Below are 17,695 nucleotides of genomic sequence, written 5' to 3' on the forward strand. Positions count from 1 at the left end.
TCTACTACACCTTATTATCGGTATTCACCATGTCACCTGAATGATATGTGAAGCTAGGTCTTTATCGAATAGTAGAAAAAAATATATGTTTCACGTGCAATTTGTCATTATCTTATTTTGCATTATTACTTCACCGCTTATCAGTTAAGTTATTTAGTTATCCTTATTAAAATTAATGTCAGTTTTTTTAACGTTTATTTATGATGTGATAAAAGAATTGAGAGATATATAAAAAACCAATTATAGAACAAAACAGGGTGCAGCTGTATTTAAAAAAGATAATAGCTACATAACATGAGATGTTGACGGACATAATGGAGGTGCTTGGAAAGAAGCATCAAGTCCTGAGAAATTGGATTCAAAAGAAACTAGAAATGGTATATTTGATATCAATTTAAACAAAATAGGTGATTAAAATGGATAAATTATATGATTTTTATAGAAATATAACTTATTTTGAACAATATGATGAAAACTCATTTATTGGCAGATGGCTAGATTATTCAGAATGGAATGACGTTGAATATTGGAAATTAGAAAAATCTTTATTAGAAATTTCTAATATGTATAGAATAGAGAAGAATGTGTCTACGGATATATTAATGGGAATAATGAGAATAATTCAATTACTTATTGTTCCTAATTGGAATGATTTTAAACCATCTAATATTAAAAATGGCAGTATACATGATAGATATGAAAGATTTAAATACATTATTTCAATGTTATTTAGTGAAAGTAATATTGAAACTAGAGGGTTCTTTTATGATCCCCCCCCCCCCTCCCCGATGGTGTTATCTGAGAAGTAAAAGCCTATGCCACAGGGAACAACGCTGCCGCAGGAGCGGCTGGGGCGGTTGGCGGTGAATTAGCTGCCAAAGTAATTAGCAAACAGCTTTACCAAAAAACACCAGACCAACTCACCGAAGCTCAAAAAAAACGGTATCCACCTTAAGCCAACTTGCCAGTGGTTTAACCGGCGGGTTAATTAGCGACAATACCGCAGGAGCGATTAGTTCAGCAGAAATTGGTAAACGGGCGGTTGAGAATAATTCTTTACTTGTGGATCAGTTTAGAGCAGCAAAAAAAAGCCGATGCTGAAAGCTGGAAACAAAATGTCCGAGATATATTCGGTGAAGGAGCAACTTCTCAACTGATAAATGGGACAATTAATGTTATAGAAGAAACTTCTGATGGTGCATTATTCTTAATAGATGGTGGATTTGATACTTTAGCTACTATTACAACCTGTGCAGTAAAAGATAGTTACTGTAATCAAGCGAAGCAGGATTTAAGTAAAAAAAATCAAGCTATCTCAGATGCTGTAAATAGCCTAATGGATGGAAGTTATTGGAATACGATTCAGTCAACAGTCATCAAGGCTTATCAACAAGGAGATCAAAAAGCCTTTGAAGACATTTCGGGAGTCATCATAGGACTGTTCACATCTGCTATTAAAGGAGTACCAAATAAAGGAGCACTAGATAATTTTGCTTATCGTGTACCCGAACCATTAGATTCTACAAAGAATTTACCTGTTGTTGGGGAATCTTTAGGATATGAAAATCAAGTAGCAAATATTAGTATTTCTAGAGGTGCTGAAAATATTGCTTTATATCCAAAATTAAAAGAACAGTTAGTTCAAGAGAATTTAACGAATATTGTCAAAAATAATCCTATTTTAGAGCATGCTGCTTTTGGGAGTGGTAATTTAACAACACCAGGTATAGTCGATAAAAAAGTTTTAGATAACTTAGCTAAAGATTGGGTTGGAGAAAATTATAAAATTAATAGTGATGGGAGTTTTATTAGTGCTGATGGTACAAGACGTTATAGACCACCGAAACTAAAAAAATATTCTCCATATGCTAAAACAGGTATACAAGCAAATTTTGAAAGAGGATATATGGATAATAAGCAACGTTTTCACTCTATAAGTAATCAACATATCAATGTAAAGGAATAATATTATGTATCAAGCAGAATTAAAATTTATTACTTATGATTCTCCCATTGGACGAGATGAAGCAGAAAAAGTTTGTCTTAGCAAGGAATTTTGCTTATCTGTATGCTTAGGTATTGGCTGTAAGGATGATGATGCTATTGAATATTTTTATTTATATATAATGGATTATAATTATTTATTAAAAAATGAATATAGTTGGGGGAAAAATGTATTGTTTGTTTCGAATAATGATTTAGATAAAATAGAAACTATAATTAGAAAAACAATATCATCTATTACAGGAACATCTTGGGATGAAATAAGGAATCATTTAATATATTATATGGGGTCAGAATATGACAATGAAACCTACTATCATATTGATTGATTTTGTTTAAGAAGTATTTTTATCATAAAAATAATATTATATGTTTATTCAATATAATGAGTACGATATAGAATCATTTTTTAAATCTAAAGGAAAAAGTATTTTTAACAATGATCTTGATGGAAATATTTTATACTCTAGAGAAGAAAAAAACTTTAAGCTAAATATGTATATTTATACTTATCTCTCAGAAGTTAATATTTTTCTTAATTATCAGACTTTAGATATATTCTTTTTTCCTATGCAAGAAGTAATAAGCATTGATAAAAAAGACAATAAGTTATTTATAAAATCTAAGAAAAATACATGTATCATTGATTTTACTAAAATATTTTCTATTGAAATAAAATAATGTAATAATCGTTAGTAATATACGTTATATGAAGCGTCTTACAAGGAATAGCAACAGGTGAAGCCTCGCAAGCAGTGGTCGGAGGGGTATCTCCTTATGCAAATTATGCGATAAAGGAAACAACCACTAATGAAATAACAGGCGAAGTAGATACCCAAGCAAATTTAATTGCCCATGCTCTATTAGGTGTAATCGAAGCCTATGCCACAGGGAACAACGCTGCCGCAGGAGCAGCTGGTGCAGTTGGCGGTGAATTGGCAGCAAAAATTATCACTAAACAACTTAACCACAAAACACCAGACCAACTAACCGAAGCACAAAAACAAGCCATATTCATCTTAATCTAACTTGCTAGTGATTTAGTTAGAGATTTTATTAGTGGTAATAAAATGATTTTTAAACAATAGATTCAAATTAAACTAAATCATTAATCATATTCTTGTAATTAAATTTGAATAGCCATAAAGAGAAAGCCAGATAGAATAACTATCTAGCTATATTTTTTGCAAAAGGTTTAGTAGTTGTTAGTTATTTGGTTAAATTAGCACGAATATCATCAGCTAGCTGTTTGCTTACTTTCTCAAAGTGAGCAAGCTGAACTTCTACAATCGCCTTATCCGTTACTTCTGCCAATGATGCAGCAAAGTTTGCAGCGGTTCGTGCTTTCTGCCCAGCATCAAATAAGTTATACAATGCAGCAGGCTGGCTGTAATAATCTTCATCATATTCTCTAAAGTTAAAGTGTGCTGCTTCACGCTCTAGCGTTAATGCTGGAGCTTGATCGTGAGTAGGCACATAAGTTGCAAAGCCGTTTGGTGCATAGTTAGGATGTGCACCACCATTGTGATCAACACGCATTGCCCCATCACGGTGTGTCGTGTGGTATGGACATTTCGGTGCATTCACTGGGATTTGGTGATGATTTACCCCTAAACGGTAACGCTGTGCATCTTGGTAAGAGAACAGGCGACCTTGTAACATACGATCAGGTGAGAAACCAATACCCGGTACGATGTTAGATGGTGCAAACGCTGCTTGCTCCACTTCAGCAAAATAGTTTTCTGGGTTGCGGTTTAATTCTAATACACCTAAATCAATTAATGGGTAGTCTTTATGTGGCCAAACTTTTGTTAAGTCAAATGTATAATTGTGTTTTAATGCGTCTGCTTCTGGCATCACTTGTACTTTTACGTCCCAACGAGGGAATTCGCCACGTTCAATAGCAAAGAATAGATCTTCTTGTGCTGATTCACGATTCTCACCCACTACTTTTGCAGCTTCTTCGTTAGTATAGTAACGGTGTCCTTGTTGTGTTTTGAAGTGAAATTTCACCCAGAAACGTTCATTATTGCTGTTCACAAAGCTATAAGTATGGCTGCCGTAACCATTTAAGTGACGGTAGTCCGTTGGAATACCACGATCACTAAATAGAATCATAATTTGGTGTAGCGACTCTGGGTGTTTTGACCAAAAATCCCACGCTGCATCCGCACTACGCAAGTTAGTTTTTGGATCACGTTTTTGGGTATGAATAAAATCTGGGAATTTTAATGGGTCACGGATAAAAAAGACAGGTGTGTTGTTGCCCACTAAATCCCAGTTACCTTGCTCGGTATAGAATTTTAATGAGAAACCACGAACATCACGCTCTGCATCAGCCGCACCACGCTCACCTGCTACAGTAGAAAAACGTAATAGCACATCTGTTTTTTTACCTACTTCAGAAAATAGTGCCGCTTTTGAATATTTAGAAATATCATTAGTTACGGTAAAAGTACCAAATGCCGCAGAACCCTTTGCGTGTACAACACGCTCTGGAATACGTTCACGGGCAAAGTGTGCTAATTTTTCTTGAAACCATACATCTTGCAGTAATAATGGGCCTCTTGCACCTGCACTCATTGTGTTATCGTTATCAACAACAGGTGAACCTGCTGCTGTTGTTAAGGTAGCTGATTGGTGATCAAATGGACATTTTTTCATAGTATTTCCTTATAGCATAATTGGAATAAATTAAGAATAATCTATCAATAACTTGATTTTTTATTATTATTACCTATTAAAAATAAGATGGGAAACTATCCATTTGATAGTTTTAATATATTAATAATTGGTGAATTAATTGGTATTAGTGATGTTAATGTAAGCCTTATAACAAAACTATTTGTGTATTAGAATTTATGCTCTTTTATAGGGGAATCAGTGGGTTGATATGAAAAATAAGAGAGTATTTAAAGAAAAAATAAGAAAAAAAAACATAGATTTCCCTCTAATAAGAAGGAAATCATTTATCAAGAAATTTGTAGTAATTGAGAAATTTATTCTTCTTCTGTCACGATATTGGTATCAATATCTTCTTCTTGTGTAGCAGATCCATTAGATTGATGATTATGATGAGTAATCGCTCTTGCTGGAACTACTGTTGAAATGGCGTGTTTATATACCATTTGGCTGACAGTATTTTTAAGAAGAATGACAAATTGATCAAAAGATTCGATTTGTCCTTGTAATTTAATACCGTTTACTAGGTAGATTGAAACAGGAATACGTTCACGACGAAGTGCATTTAAATAAGGATCTTGTAATGATTGTCCTTTTGCCATTTTTTTTTCCTTTTTTGGTTAAAATGCTAGTAATTATGCAAAAAAATCTTAGTGTTAGATGTTGTGAATCAAGACAACTAAGAAGCCAAATGGCTTGAAAGCCCGTATAACAATATAGCAATAATATTTTGCTATGTCATCCCTGAAATGACAAGATTCTTGGTTAAGTTTCAATTTGTGATATTTTTTCAAGAATTGTTAGTTTTGTTTGTTCAATATTTAAACTATCTAACCAAATAATTGGTGATTTCCAACCTCGTAACCAAGTAATTTGACGTTTGGCTAATTGTCTTGTAGCACAAATGCTACGATAAATCATTTCGTCGTAGTCATATTTACCTTGTAAAAATTCCCAGGCTTGTCGGTAACCGACACAACGAATAGAAGGAAGATCAAGGTGAAGATCTTTTCGTTGATAAAGTTTTTCTACTTCTTGAATAAAACCTTGCTCTAACATTTGCTGAAAACGTAATTCAATACGTTGATGTAAAATACTTCTATCTTGCGGCGCAATAGAAAATTGTAAAAGTTGATAAGGTAGTGGTTCACCTTTTTGTTCGGTTAATTCTGTTAATGATTTGCCAGTTAAGTAATAAACTTCCAACGCACGGTTAATTCGTTGCGGATCGTTGGGATGAATCCGAGATGCTGATTGTGGATCTACTTTAGCTAATTCTTGATGTAAAGCTTGCCAGCCAAATTTTTGAGCTTTCTCTTCTATTTGTGAACGGATTTCTGGATTTGCTTGTGGTAATGGCGACAACCCTTCTAATAAAGCTTTGTAATAGAGCATAGTCCCACCTACTAATAGTGGAATTTTGCCATTATCGCTGATTTCTTGCATTGCTTGTAAAGCATCTAAACGAAAATCAGCTGCAGAATAGCTTTCAGCCGGATCTTTAATATCAATCAGTCTGTGTGGTGTTTCGACTAATTCTTGGGGCGTTGGTTTTGCGGTACCAATATCCATACCACGATAAATCAGTGCTGAATCAACACTAATAATTTTACATGGGAATTGTTTGCTTAGTTGGATGGCTAAGCCGGTTTTACCTGAAGCAGTTGGCCCCATTAGGAAAATCGCCAATGGTTTCTTGATCATAATGAATGTCCCGTGAAATAAGGGGTAAGATCTAATTCTGTACAAGAAGCTAATATGAGATTGTGCTTATTTGGTGAATACTGCTCAATATTTTGTAATAAGTTGATAGCATCAGCCAATACCTTAATTGGCTCAACTAATATATTGTCACAGATGATTTGTACAAAATGTGTAAAATCTTGAATTTCTGTATTCAGTAATTTAATCGTTAATTGTTGTAAGTTTTGATGACGCAATAAGGTTGCAACATGAGTAATAGTAATACGTTCACCATAACATTGAATTGTGAAACCTGTTTGAGTAAAGAAATCTTGGTAGCGAATATAGTTGTTAATTTGGCTTTTATCTAATTGAAATGAAACAGGAATAAGTAATGCCTGACAGTCTTTATCAGAAGCTTGTAATTGCTGAACATAAGCTAATTGTTGCAATGTTTTTGTCGCTAACAAATATAATTTATCGTGTTGTTGTAAACAAAGATAACCTTGCGGTAATAAAGTTAATACTTTGAGGTGTTGTTCGGTTTCAAGCTGAGATGGTGCAGTTTGAGTTAAGCTGACTTGAGTATGATGACTTATTTCAGATAATGCTGAATTATCATTAGAAATATTCATATCTGCTTGATGAGCAGATTGTATTAAACGAGTATATTGTTGGTAAGCAGTTTCATTTGTCGCTGCTTTTGGTGTTTTTGACGAATAGTAAGTTACTGAGTCATTAAAGATATTTCTTCCAGCAGCAGAACGGTTTTGCGGTATTGTTGTTGGATTATAGTTAGGTATTGCTGCAGATTGGTAATCCGCATTATCTTCCGCTACATAATTAGTTACTGACTCTACGTGGGTTGGCTGCGAAGAATCGGTTAATAATTGTTCGGTTTGTGCTAAAGCGTTGATAACACCTTGTAAAATAAAATCATGCACTAATCGAGATTGATGAAAGCGCACTTCGTGCTTAGTTGGATGTACATTCACATCCACTAAGGTAGGATCAATATCTAAAAACAGGACAAATGCAGGATATTGATCCGTAGAAAGATAGTCAGCATAAGCTTGACGTAACGCGTGTAAAATGACTTTATCTTTCATCATACGACCATTGACGTAACTATAGTTAAAATCATTTTGAGTACGATAAAATTGTGGAGCTGCAATCCAACCATGTAAGTGCATATCATTATATTGCCAATCAATGCGTAGTGCATAGTCAGTAAACTCATTCCCACAAATCATAGCTAAGCGTTTTAATTGTGATGCAGTGTCATCAGCAGGCTTATATTGATGCACCATTTTTCCGTTATGGGTCAAGATGAAGTGAATTGTAGGTTTAGCTAATGCGATTCTTTTAACGACTTCATCAATATGAGCAAATTCTGTTTTCTCTGTACGTAGAAATTTCCGCCGAGCGGGGGTATTAAAGAAAAGATTAGCCACTTCAACGGTTGTACCTACAGCATGAGAAGCTGGAATAATTGTGGCTTCCATATCTTGTCCTTCCGTATAGACTTGCCAAGCCTCTGTTTGTTCTGCGGTTCGAGAGGTTAAAGTTAAACGAGAAACAGAACTAATACTTGCTAATGCTTCACCACGAAAACCTAAACTGAGAATATGTTCTAAGTCATCAAGTGAAGCAATTTTGCTGGTAGCGTGCCGCATCAGAGAGAGTTTCAGTTCTTCTTTTGGAATGCCTACACCATTATCTCTAATTCGAATAAGGCGGCTACCGCTTTGCTCAATATCAATTTGGATTTTATTTGCCCCAGCATCTAAACTGTTTTCAATCAACTCTTTCACCACAGAAGCGGGACGCTCTACGACCTCTCCTGCCGCAATTTGATTCGCGAGTAATGGGGGCAAAATTTGAATTGGCATAATTATTTCTCTTTTAAACGTATAGATTGACCTACTAAAAGATGATCCGGATTAAGCTTTGGATTTAGTTTTAACAGTTGATTAATCGAAATCTTATAGGTTCGAGAAATTTGGTAGAGTGTTTCATCTTTACCTACTTTATGAAATTCTGGCATTGCTGCATCATGTTTTTTCTGTGCAGTTGATTTTGGTATTGGCACAATATTGACTAAATTATTTTTACGATAATCAACTAAACCGTTATAAATTGCCCGGGCAATTTGTTGACGATAGGTAAGTGTATTAAGTTTACTTTCTTCTACTTTATTACTTACAAAACCTGTTTCAACTAATACAGAAGGGATATCTGGAGCACGTAACACGCCTAAGCTCGCATGTTGAGGATCTTTGCGACTTAATTGCGCAATTTGTCCAAAACGGCGCAAAATATTATCACCGAGTTCATAGCCAACGCGTTGTGAATGACCAAATTGTAGATCGAGTACGGTTTGATCGAGATATTTTTCATTATGTGTAGATAATACATTTCCAACACCGCCAAGCAATTCAGATTGTTTTTCATGATCTTCTAACCATTTACCCATCTCATTATTAGCGCGGCGATTAGATAGCACCCATACAGAAGCACCTTTCGCTGAAGTATTAGGTGCCGAATCTGCATGAATTGAAATTAAAAAGTTTGCTTTATATTTACGAGCAATATCAGAACGTTTGGTTACAGAAATAAAATAATCGCCATTGCGGGTAAGTACGGCTTTAAAGTTAGGATCTTGATCTAATAATACTTTTAATTCTTTTGCGATAGAAAGAGTAATATTTTTCTCTTTAACTTTTAAAAGTTTTCCGACGGCACCCGGATCTTTCCCACCATGGCCAGGATCTATTGCAACGACATAAGGAGTAGAACGAGCAGGTTTCTTGCTCACCACAGGCAACACGTTATCGTTATTGTCATTTTGATCTTGTTGTGGAATACGGTGAACGGTACCAGTTTTCGAGGTGTTTTGAGTTTTATTACTGCTATTTGGGTTGGCAATTTTTACAGAAATACCATTTTTATTATTGATAAAGATAGCTCGCACGCTTTGTTCTAAATACAAAACAACACGCAAATTATTTGGTCGATTAGATTTACTTTGTTCTATTTTTTGTAAGTTTGTATTGTTTTTACGCGGTAAAATACCGGAGCTACTTTGACTATTGACAAAGTCAATCACTAATCTATTTGGTTTTTCTAAATAAAAATAACTGTATTTACTTGGTAAACTAAAGCGGAAATCAACACGAGTTTCCTTATCAGTATTACGAATATTGAGTGATTTTAGCGTACCAGCATTACTCGCTAGACTAAAAGTAAAACATAAAAAGGCGATTAGCCAATAGGTAAATGCTGTGATTTTTCTCATCTTTTTCTTTTATATCAATAAGCTATTGTGGAATATTTGAAATGTAATTAATCAGCAGTTATTTTGCTTGATCCTTATTTAAAGCGCAAATAATTTGCTCAGCAGCATTAGAGTTTGCTTGTAAAGTAATTTCACGTGCGTTGCCTTGATAATTAATTGTAATCAATAAGTCAGCAGGAGGAATTAAGTCACCGCCTTTCTCAGGCCACTCAAGTAAGCACAATGTATTTTCACGAAAATAATCACGAAAACCGATAAACTCTAACTCTTCGGGATCACTTAAACGATAAAGATCAAAGTGATAAATACTTTTATTGGTTAAATGATATTCTTCTACTAATGCATAGGTCGGACTTTTAACATTTCCCTGATGTCCCATATTTTGAATAATTGAACGTGTCAGGGTTGTTTTACCTGCGCCAAGCTGTCCATTCAAATAAATAGTAAAATTTTCAGTATAACTAGCAAGTAGGGAACTTAACTTTTTGCCTAATTCAAGGGTTGCAGCTTCGTTTTCAAGAAAAGCTCGAAATTGTGATGCCATAGAAATTCCTATTGTTCGCAGTAGTTAAATGCCAATGTTAAAAGGCGGTTATGATAGCAAAAAATAACGGTATATTGTCAAAGAAATAAATAAAAAAGAGTACTTTGAACAATGAGCGTAATAAGAGAAACTTGGAGCGGGAAACGAGGCTCGAACTCGCGACCCCGACCTTGGCAAGGTCGTGCTCTACCAACTGAGCTATTCCCGCAATGAGTAGAAAAGAATATTTGGAGCGGGAAACGAGGCTCGAACTCGCGACCCCAACCTTGGCAAGGTTGTGCTCTACCAACTGAGCTATTCCCGCTTAACGGTAGAGCATTATACGAAAAAAATGAGGTTGTGCAATAACTAAGGAAGAATATTTGCTGATTTATCAAGCACTCAGTTAATCTATCTTAATAAAGTGTTGGCGATAATAAGCTAACTCCGCAATAGATTCACGAATATCGTCTAAGGCGAGATGAGAGTTTTTCTTTTGAAAGCCTTTTAATACTTCAGGTTTCCAACGTACAGCCAACTCTTTTAATGTGCTCACGTCGAGATAGCGGTAATGAAAGTAATCGGCAAGTTCTGGCATATAATTAAATAAGAAACGTTTATCTTGAGCTACGCTGTTGCCACAAATTGGCGATACACCTTTTGGTACCCATCTTTTGAGAAAATCTAATGTTTGTAATTCAGAAGCGCGCTCGCTAAGTGTACTTTGGCGAACACGTTCAATTAACCCATTTTCCCGATGTGTCTTTTGGCACCATTCATTCATACCCGCGAGCGTAGCATCATCTTGTTTGATCGCTAATACTGGTCCTTCGGCTAAAATATTTAAATCTTTATCTGTTACAATAGTGGCGATTTCAATAATACGATCGGTATTTGGATCAAGCCCTGTCATTTCTAGGTCAATCCAAATGAGATTTTGTTTATCTAATTGCATAATATTAGGTATCCTACTAATTAATATCGGCGGCTATTTTACGCCATTTTTTTATAAACGATAAGGAGTGGACTTGAGTAAACGTAAGTTAACCCATAATCAACAAAGACGTATTGCCTCTAATCAACATAAAAATCTTAGAAAACATCAACAAAAATTAAAGCAAGAACCAACTTGGCAAGAAGATATGTTAGGTGCCGCACAAGAAGGTGTTGTAGTAACAAGATATTCACAACACGTTGATGTTGAAACACCAGAAGGTGAAAAATTCCGTTGTAATTTAAGACGAACACTCAGAGATGTTGTCGTGGGAGATCGAGTTATTTGGCGACAAGGGTTAGCAGAAATGCAAGGGATCAGTGGGGTAGTAGAAGCTAAACATCCTCGTACCAGCGAATTAAGTCGTCCAGACTATTATGATGGCTTAAAAGTGATTGCAGCGAATATTGATCAGATTGTGATTGTGTCAGCTATTGCACCGAAACTTTCATTAAATATTATTGATCGTTATTTAGTAATTTGTGAAAAAGCAGCAATTAAGCCAGTGATAGTGATTAATAAGATTGATCTTTTAACGCAAACTGAGCGTGAAGAGTTATCACAAACCCTTGCAATTTATCAGGCGATTGGTTATCAAACTTTGATGCTTTCTACCTTGACTGGCGAAGGTATGGCAGATTTAACTAATTTATTGGCACAGGGTAATTCTATTTTTGTTGGTCAATCAGGGGTAGGTAAATCCAGTTTAGTGAATGCAATTTTGCCTGAAGTGGATACACCAACTGGAGAAATTAGTGAAACCTCTGGTTTAGGACAACATACGACAACAGCATCAACTCTTTATCATTTGCCACAAGGTGGTAATTTAATTGATTCACCGGGAATTCGAGAGTTTGGGTTGTGGCATTTAGAAGATGATGATATTACTCGCGGTTATCGTGAATTTTTGCCTTATTTAGGCACTTGTAAATTTAAAGATTGCAAACATTTGCAAGATCCTGGTTGCTCTATTCGAGAAGCGATGGAAGCAGGTGAAATAAATCCAATCCGTTTTGAGAATTATCACCGATTGCTAAGCAGTAAAAGTGAAACAAAATCGCAACGTCATTTTAGTAGTGTAAAGATAAAATAAATAGCCGCTCTTATTGATTAATTGCATAAAAAATAATCTGTTTTTGCATTTGGAGTACCTAAAAACAATTATTTTTGTGCGGTAACGCAAATTTTTGAGGATTTATGCTTGATTCTTGATGAAGAATGTCGATACTAGCGATGACATTTATTTTATCCAATAAAATAAATATTAAAAAATTGTTGTTATTCTGCATTTTATTTTTTGTTGTTTAAATGACAGAAAGGAAAGTGCAGATTTTTTTATGATTCTTAACCTATCCATGAGATTTAAGGAGAGAAAAATGTATTCTCAAGAAATTACCATCACAGCACCAAACGGTTTACACACTCGTCCAGCAGCGCAATTCGTAAAAGAAGCTAAAGGTTTTTCATCTGATATTACTGTGACATCTGGTGGTAAAAGTGCGAGTGCAAAAAGTTTGTTCAAATTACAAACTTTAGGCTTAACTCAAGGAACTACAATCACTATTTCTGCAGAAGGTGAAGATGAAAAAGCAGCAGTAGATCACCTTGTTGCATTAATTCCAACTTTAGAATAAGTCGTCCAATCGAAGTCGGCATCTGTGTTTATTTAGTGATTTTGAAGAAGGTTATATTATGATTTCAGGTATTTTAGCTTCCCCAGGTATTGTTTTTGGTAAGGCATTAGTGTTGAAAGAAGAACCTATTGTTCTTGATAAACGTAAGATTTCTGAAGATGAAGTTGAAGGTGAAATTGCACGCTTCTATAAAGGAAGAGAAGCTGCATCAGCACAATTAACAGCAATTAAAGAAAAAGCACGCCAAACTCTGGGTGAAGAGAAAGAAGCTATCTTTGAAGGTCATTTAATGATTCTTGAAGATGAAGAGCTAGAAGAAGAAATCATTGCTTATCTAAAAGAACACCATGTAACAGCAGATGTCGCTGCTTCTGTAGTCATTGATCAACAAGTGGCTATGCTTTCTGATATTGATGATGAGTATCTTAAAGAACGTGCAGGAGATATTCGTGATATTGGAAATCGTTTATTAAAAAATATTTTAGGTATGCATATTATTGATTTAGGCGAAATTGCTGAAGAATCAATTTTAGTAGCTTATGACTTAACACCATCTGAAACAGCACAATTAAATTTAGACAAAGTGCTTGGTTTTATTACCGATATTGGTGGACGTACTTCACATACCTCGATTATGGCACGTTCTCTTGAGTTACCAGCAATTGTGGGAACGAATAATGTTACTGCAAAAGTGAATACAGGGGATTATCTCGTTCTTGATGCATTAAATAATGCAGTTTATGTCAATCCAACTCAGGAAGAAATTGCTCGCTTAAGAGTATTAGAAGAGCAATATAAAGAAGAAAAAGCAGAATTAATTAAGCTTAAAGATCTACCGGCGGTGACATTAGATGGTCGCCGTGTTGATGTTTGTGCGAATATTGGCACTATCCGTGATATTGACGGGGCAGAGCGTAATGGTGCGGAAGGTGTTGGCTTGTATCGTACCGAGTTCCTGTTTATGGATCGTGATCAATTACCAACAGAAGAAGAGCAATTCCAAGCTTATAAAGCCGTTGTAGAAGCGATGAAAAATCGTTTAGTGATTCTTCGTACTATGGATATTGGTGGCGATAAAGAATTGCCATATATGAATTTACCAAAAGAAATGAATCCATTCTTAGGCTGGCGAGCAATTCGTATTGCTTTGGATCGTCGAGAAATTCTTAATGCACAATTACGTGCTGTGTTACGTGCATCTGCATTTGGTAAATTAGCAGTGATGTTCCCGATGATTATTTCAGTAGAAGAGATTCGTGAACTTAAATCTGTGTTAGAAACCTTAAAACAACAACTTCGTGAAGAAGGAAAAGCATTTGACGAAAATATTCAAGTTGGTGTGATGGTAGAAACACCATCTGCCGCAGTAAATGCGAAATTCTTAGCGAAAGAGGTTGATTTCTTTAGTATTGGTACTAACGACTTAACGCAATATACATTAGCGGTTGACCGTGGTAATGAATTGATTTCTCATCTGTATAATCCATTAACACCATCTGTGTTATCATTAATTAAGCAAGTTATTGATGCGTCACACGCTGAAGGCAAATGGACAGGAATGTGTGGAGAGTTAGCAGGTGATGAAAAAGCAACAATCTTGTTATTAGGTATGGGATTAGATGAATTTAGTATGAGTTCTATCTCGGTACCGAAGATTAAGAAATTAATCCGTAATGTGAATTATCAAGATGCTCAAGATCTTGCGAAAGAAGTATTGTTACAACCAACAGCAGCAGATGTTGATCAGTTGATTGAGAATTTTTTATCTGAAAAAGCATTAAATTAGATACAAAAGTAAAAAATTCAGCTAATATTAGGCACAGATCTGAGCTTAAAATCTTTCTGATAAGGAGAAAAAAATGGGTTTATTCGATAAGTTATTTGGTTCAAAGGACAATAAAGCCGTTGAAGTAGAAATTTATGCACCATTAACAGGTGAAATCGTAAACATTGAAGATGTTCCAGATGTTGTTTTCTCTGAGAAAATCGTTGGTGATGGTGTTGCGATTCGTCCAAAAGGTAACAAAATCGTTGCTCCAGTTGATGGTGTGATTGGTAAAATTTTTGAAACCAATCATGCGTTTTCAATGGAATCAAAAGAAGGTATCGAGCTTTTTGTTCACTTTGGTATTGATACAGTTGAATTAAAAGGTGAAGGTTTTACCCGTATTGCTCAAGAAGGACAAACTGTAAAACGTGGCGATACTGTGATTGAACTTGATTTAGAATTATTAGAAGCAAAAGCAAAATCAGTGCTTACTCCGATTGTTATCTCTAATATGGACGAAGTTTCTCATATGGAGAAAAAAGTGGGTGAAACTGTCGCTGGGGAATCAGTTGTTTTAGTTATCAAAAAATAATTAATTAGATATTGAGTGAAAAAGATTGGGTAGCAATACTCAATCTTTTTTTATATTTAAAATTTGCAGTTTTGTCTGTTATTTGTACAACCGCTTAATGAATAGGCTATATCATTTTAAGATAGGAAAAAATTTTTAAAGCGTCTAAAAAGAATTGTTAAATTTGTTAATTTTGAGCTTTCTGATGGATAAAGTGGTTTCTCTGTTAGAGAAAAAAGATGATTACAGATTTGTAATGTTTACTGATTTAGGATAACAAAACACAATATATTGTGTTTGAATTAATTAAAATATCAATATATAGTATCTCCGATTTAAATAAGGAGACAGCTATGTTCAATAAAATTCTTTCCTCCTCACCAGCAATAACCACATATCAAGATGCAGCTGCATTATTAACTGTTATTAAAAGAGACGGATCACAGGTACCATTTAATGCTCAATTTATTAGTAATGCGATGAAAAAAGCAGCACAAGCGGTCGGTATTTATGATGATGGATATTTCGAGCAATTAAGCCAAACCATTAGTATTGCGATTGTGGATAGTTTTAAACAACAGGTTGATATTGCCTATATCCAACAAGTTGTTGAAGATCATTTAATGCGTGGTGAATATCCTCAAGTAGCACGTGCATATATTGAATATCGCCATGATCGTGATAAAGAACGAGAAAAACGAAGCCGATTGACAAAAGAGATCGAAGGATTAATTGAACAAAATAATGTGTTGTTGATTAATGAAAATGCGAATAAAGATGCAAAAGTAATACCAACACAACGCGATCTATTAGCAGGTATTGTCGCTAGACATTATGCTAAAAGTTATATTTTGCCACCTGAGGTTGTAGTTGCACATGAAAAAGGTGAAATTCATTATCATGATCTCGATTATTCACCATTTTTCCCAATGTTTAACTGTATGTTAGTTGATTTAGAAGGAATGCTAACGCAAGGTTTTAAAATGGGAAATGCTGAAATTGAGCCACCAAAATCAATTACTACTGCCACTGCAGTAACCGCACAAATCATAGCACAAGTCGCAAGCCATATTTATGGTGGCACAACGATCGATCGTCTAGATGAAGTATTAGCACCTTATGTAGAAAAGAGTTATCAGAAACATCTACAAAATGCAAAAATATGGCAAATTCCAGATCAGGAAGCGTATGCACAAGCGTTAATTGAAAAAGAGTGTTTTGACGCATTTCAGTCTTTAGAGTATGAAGTTAATACATTACATACTGCTAATGGGCAAACGCCATTTGTTACTTTTGGTTTTGGTTTAGGAACAAGCTGGCAGGCGAAATTAATTCAACGTTCTATTTTATTAAATCGTATTCGAGGTTTAGGCAAGAATCATAAAACAGCAGTTTTTCCAAAATTAGTGTTTACGATTAAACGCGGTTTAAATCAACAACCTCAAGATCCGAATTATGATATTAAGCAGTTAGCTTTAGAGTGTGCATCTAAACGTATGTATCCTGATATTTTAAACTATGATCAAGTGGTGAAAGTAACAGGTTCATTTAAAGCACCGATGGGATGTCGTAGTTTTCTTGGTCGTTATGTGGAAGATGGCAGAGAGATTCACGCAGGACGCAATAATCTTGGCGTGGTAAGCCTAAATTTACCGCGAATTGCTTTGGAAGCAGAACACAATGAAGCAAGATTTTATCAAATTCTTGATCAACGTTTGGCAATCGCAAAACAAGCATTATTAACCAGAATTGCCCGTTTAGAACAAACAAAAGCCCGAGTTGCGCCAATTCTCTATATGGAGGGGGCTTGTGGGGTACGATTAAAGGCAGATGAGAATGTAGCGAAAATTTTTAAAAACGGCAGAGCATCAATTTCGCTAGGATATATTGGCATTCATGAAACAATAAATGCCTTATATGCCCAAGGTCATATCTTTGACAATGAAACTTTACGTGAAAAAGGTATTGCGATTGTAGGTTATCTCAGCGAGGCTACAAAAAAATGGCAAGCCGAAACTGGCTATGCATTTAGTCTTTATTCAACCCCAAGTGAAAGTTTATGCGATCGCTTTTGCCGTTTAGATAGTAAGCAATTCGGTATTATTGAAGGGGTGACAGATAAAGGATATTACACGAACAGTTTCCATTTAGATGTGGAAAAGAAAGTGAATCCTTACGATAAGTTAGATTTTGAAATGGCATATCCACCTTTAGCAAGTGGTGGCTTTATTTGCTATGGGGAATATCCGAATTTGCAACATAATCTAAAAGCATTAGAGGATGTCTGGGATTATAGCTATGACAGAGTACCTTATTATGGTACCAATACGCCGATAGATGAGTGTTATGAATGTGGATTTACAGGGGAATTTGCTTGTACTAGCAAAGGGTTTGTTTGCCCAAAATGTGGTAACCATAATAGTGAAAAAGTATCGGTAATTCGTCGTGTATGTGGTTATTTAGGTAGTCCTGATGCACGACCGTTTAACCCAGGTAAACAAGAAGAAGTCAAACGTCGGGTAAAACATTTATAAGGCT

General features: G+C 35.1%; 17 protein-coding genes, 2 tRNA genes and 3 pseudogenes. 12 read left to right on the forward strand and 10 right to left on the reverse strand.

Going from position 1 to position 17,695, the window contains the following annotated elements; genetic code table 11:
* Positions 1-310 precede the first annotated feature (310 nt).
* The 7 genes and pseudogenes from QV06_RS12160 to QV06_RS03640 all read left to right on the forward strand — a co-directional run.
* Positions 311-415 (forward strand): annotated as a pseudogene (locus QV06_RS12160) (toxin C-terminal domain-containing protein); the annotation flags it as partial.
* 1 nt (position 416) lies between these two features.
* Complete coding sequence (locus tag QV06_RS03620) at positions 417-809, forward strand: immunity 41 family protein (RefSeq protein ID WP_065236993.1); 393 nt, start codon at positions 417-419, stop codon at positions 807-809.
* Positions 810-987: 178 nt separating this feature from the next.
* The gene (locus QV06_RS11920) at positions 988-1,101 is read left to right on the forward strand and encodes a VENN motif pre-toxin domain-containing protein (protein ID WP_245174240.1); all 114 of its coding nucleotides are present in this window, start codon (positions 988-990) and stop codon (positions 1,099-1,101) included.
* The gene (locus tag QV06_RS03625; protein WP_065236994.1) at positions 1,061-1,966 is read left to right on the forward strand and encodes a hypothetical protein; all 906 of its coding nucleotides are present in this window, start codon (positions 1,061-1,063) and stop codon (positions 1,964-1,966) included. The genes QV06_RS11920 and QV06_RS03625 overlap by 41 nt, the downstream gene beginning before the upstream one ends.
* 4 nt (positions 1,967-1,970) lie before the next feature.
* Positions 1,971-2,333, forward strand: a complete 363-nt coding sequence (locus QV06_RS03630) for an Imm8 family immunity protein (protein WP_065236995.1) — start codon at positions 1,971-1,973, stop codon at positions 2,331-2,333.
* 40 nt (positions 2,334-2,373) lie between these two features.
* Positions 2,374-2,685, forward strand: coding sequence for a hypothetical protein (locus QV06_RS03635; RefSeq protein ID WP_065236996.1), 312 nt, complete (start codon positions 2,374-2,376; stop codon positions 2,683-2,685).
* Between the two features lie 74 nt (positions 2,686-2,759).
* Positions 2,760-3,032 carry a hypothetical protein gene (locus QV06_RS03640; RefSeq protein WP_065236997.1) on the forward strand — a complete coding sequence of 91 codons (273 nt, stop codon included), beginning with the start codon at positions 2,760-2,762 and terminating at the stop codon, positions 3,030-3,032.
* Between the two features lie 181 nt (positions 3,033-3,213).
* Here QV06_RS03640 and QV06_RS03645 read toward each other — a convergent pair whose 3' ends face one another.
* The 10 genes and pseudogenes from QV06_RS03645 to orn form a co-directional block, all read right to left on the reverse strand.
* Positions 3,214-4,668 (reverse strand): catalase, encoded by a 1,455-nt coding sequence (locus QV06_RS03645; protein WP_065236998.1) that lies wholly within the window; start codon positions 4,666-4,668, stop codon positions 3,214-3,216.
* Positions 4,669-5,003: 335 nt separating this feature from the next.
* Positions 5,004-5,288 (reverse strand): RNA chaperone Hfq, encoded by a 285-nt coding sequence (gene hfq / locus QV06_RS03650; protein ID WP_065234982.1) that lies wholly within the window; start codon positions 5,286-5,288, stop codon positions 5,004-5,006.
* A gap of 163 nt (positions 5,289-5,451) precedes the next feature.
* Positions 5,452-6,390: a tRNA (adenosine(37)-N6)-dimethylallyltransferase MiaA gene (gene miaA / locus QV06_RS03655; RefSeq protein WP_065236999.1), complete on the reverse strand. Its 939-nt coding sequence runs from the start codon at positions 6,388-6,390 to the stop codon at positions 5,452-5,454.
* Entirely contained in the window at positions 6,387-8,261 is a 1,875-nt protein-coding gene (mutL, locus tag QV06_RS03660; RefSeq protein WP_065237000.1) for a DNA mismatch repair endonuclease MutL, read from the reverse strand. Before mutL ends, miaA begins: the two co-directional genes overlap by 4 nt.
* A gap of 8 nt (positions 8,262-8,269) precedes the next feature.
* Positions 8,270-9,196, reverse strand: a pseudogene (locus QV06_RS03665) (N-acetylmuramoyl-L-alanine amidase); the annotation flags it as partial.
* Between the two features lie 174 nt (positions 9,197-9,370).
* Positions 9,371-9,667, reverse strand: a pseudogene (locus QV06_RS12120) (AMIN domain-containing protein); the annotation flags it as partial.
* Positions 9,668-9,725: 58 nt separating this feature from the next.
* Positions 9,726-10,211 carry a tRNA (adenosine(37)-N6)-threonylcarbamoyltransferase complex ATPase subunit type 1 TsaE gene (gene tsaE / locus QV06_RS03670; protein WP_065234986.1) on the reverse strand — a complete coding sequence of 162 codons (486 nt, stop codon included), beginning with the start codon at positions 10,209-10,211 and terminating at the stop codon, positions 9,726-9,728.
* 132 nt (positions 10,212-10,343) lie between these two features.
* A tRNA-Gly gene (locus QV06_RS03675) sits at positions 10,344-10,419 on the reverse strand.
* Positions 10,420-10,439: 20 nt separating this feature from the next.
* A tRNA-Gly gene (locus QV06_RS03680) sits at positions 10,440-10,515 on the reverse strand.
* Between the two features lie 81 nt (positions 10,516-10,596).
* Complete coding sequence (orn, locus tag QV06_RS03685; RefSeq protein WP_065237002.1) at positions 10,597-11,145, reverse strand: oligoribonuclease; 549 nt, start codon at positions 11,143-11,145, stop codon at positions 10,597-10,599.
* Between the two features lie 73 nt (positions 11,146-11,218).
* Between orn and rsgA the strand changes: the two genes are divergently transcribed.
* The 5 genes from rsgA to nrdD all read left to right on the forward strand — a co-directional run bounded on the left by rsgA (position 11,219) and on the right by nrdD (position 17,691).
* Entirely contained in the window at positions 11,219-12,277 is a 1,059-nt protein-coding gene (gene rsgA, locus QV06_RS03690) for a small ribosomal subunit biogenesis GTPase RsgA (RefSeq protein ID WP_065237003.1), read from the forward strand.
* Between the two features lie 283 nt (positions 12,278-12,560).
* On the forward strand, positions 12,561-12,818 hold the full coding sequence (gene ptsH, locus QV06_RS03695; protein WP_065235270.1) for a phosphocarrier protein Hpr: 258 nt from the start codon (positions 12,561-12,563) through the stop codon (positions 12,816-12,818).
* Between the two features lie 58 nt (positions 12,819-12,876).
* A complete protein-coding gene (gene ptsI, locus QV06_RS03700) occupies positions 12,877-14,604 on the forward strand; it encodes a phosphoenolpyruvate-protein phosphotransferase PtsI (RefSeq protein WP_065235269.1) in 1,728 nt (575 codons plus the stop codon).
* A 73-nt stretch (positions 14,605-14,677) separates the two neighbouring features.
* On the forward strand, positions 14,678-15,178 hold the full coding sequence (crr, locus tag QV06_RS03705; protein WP_065235268.1) for a PTS glucose transporter subunit IIA: 501 nt from the start codon (positions 14,678-14,680) through the stop codon (positions 15,176-15,178).
* A gap of 365 nt (positions 15,179-15,543) precedes the next feature.
* Complete coding sequence (nrdD, locus tag QV06_RS03710) at positions 15,544-17,691, forward strand: anaerobic ribonucleoside-triphosphate reductase (protein WP_065237042.1); 2,148 nt, start codon at positions 15,544-15,546, stop codon at positions 17,689-17,691.
* Positions 17,692-17,695: the final 4 nt, after the last annotated feature.

The sequence above is a fragment of the Gallibacterium genomosp. 3 genome, from assembly GCF_001678475.1.
GTDB classification, from domain to species: domain Bacteria; phylum Pseudomonadota; class Gammaproteobacteria; order Enterobacterales; family Pasteurellaceae; genus Gallibacterium; species Gallibacterium faecale.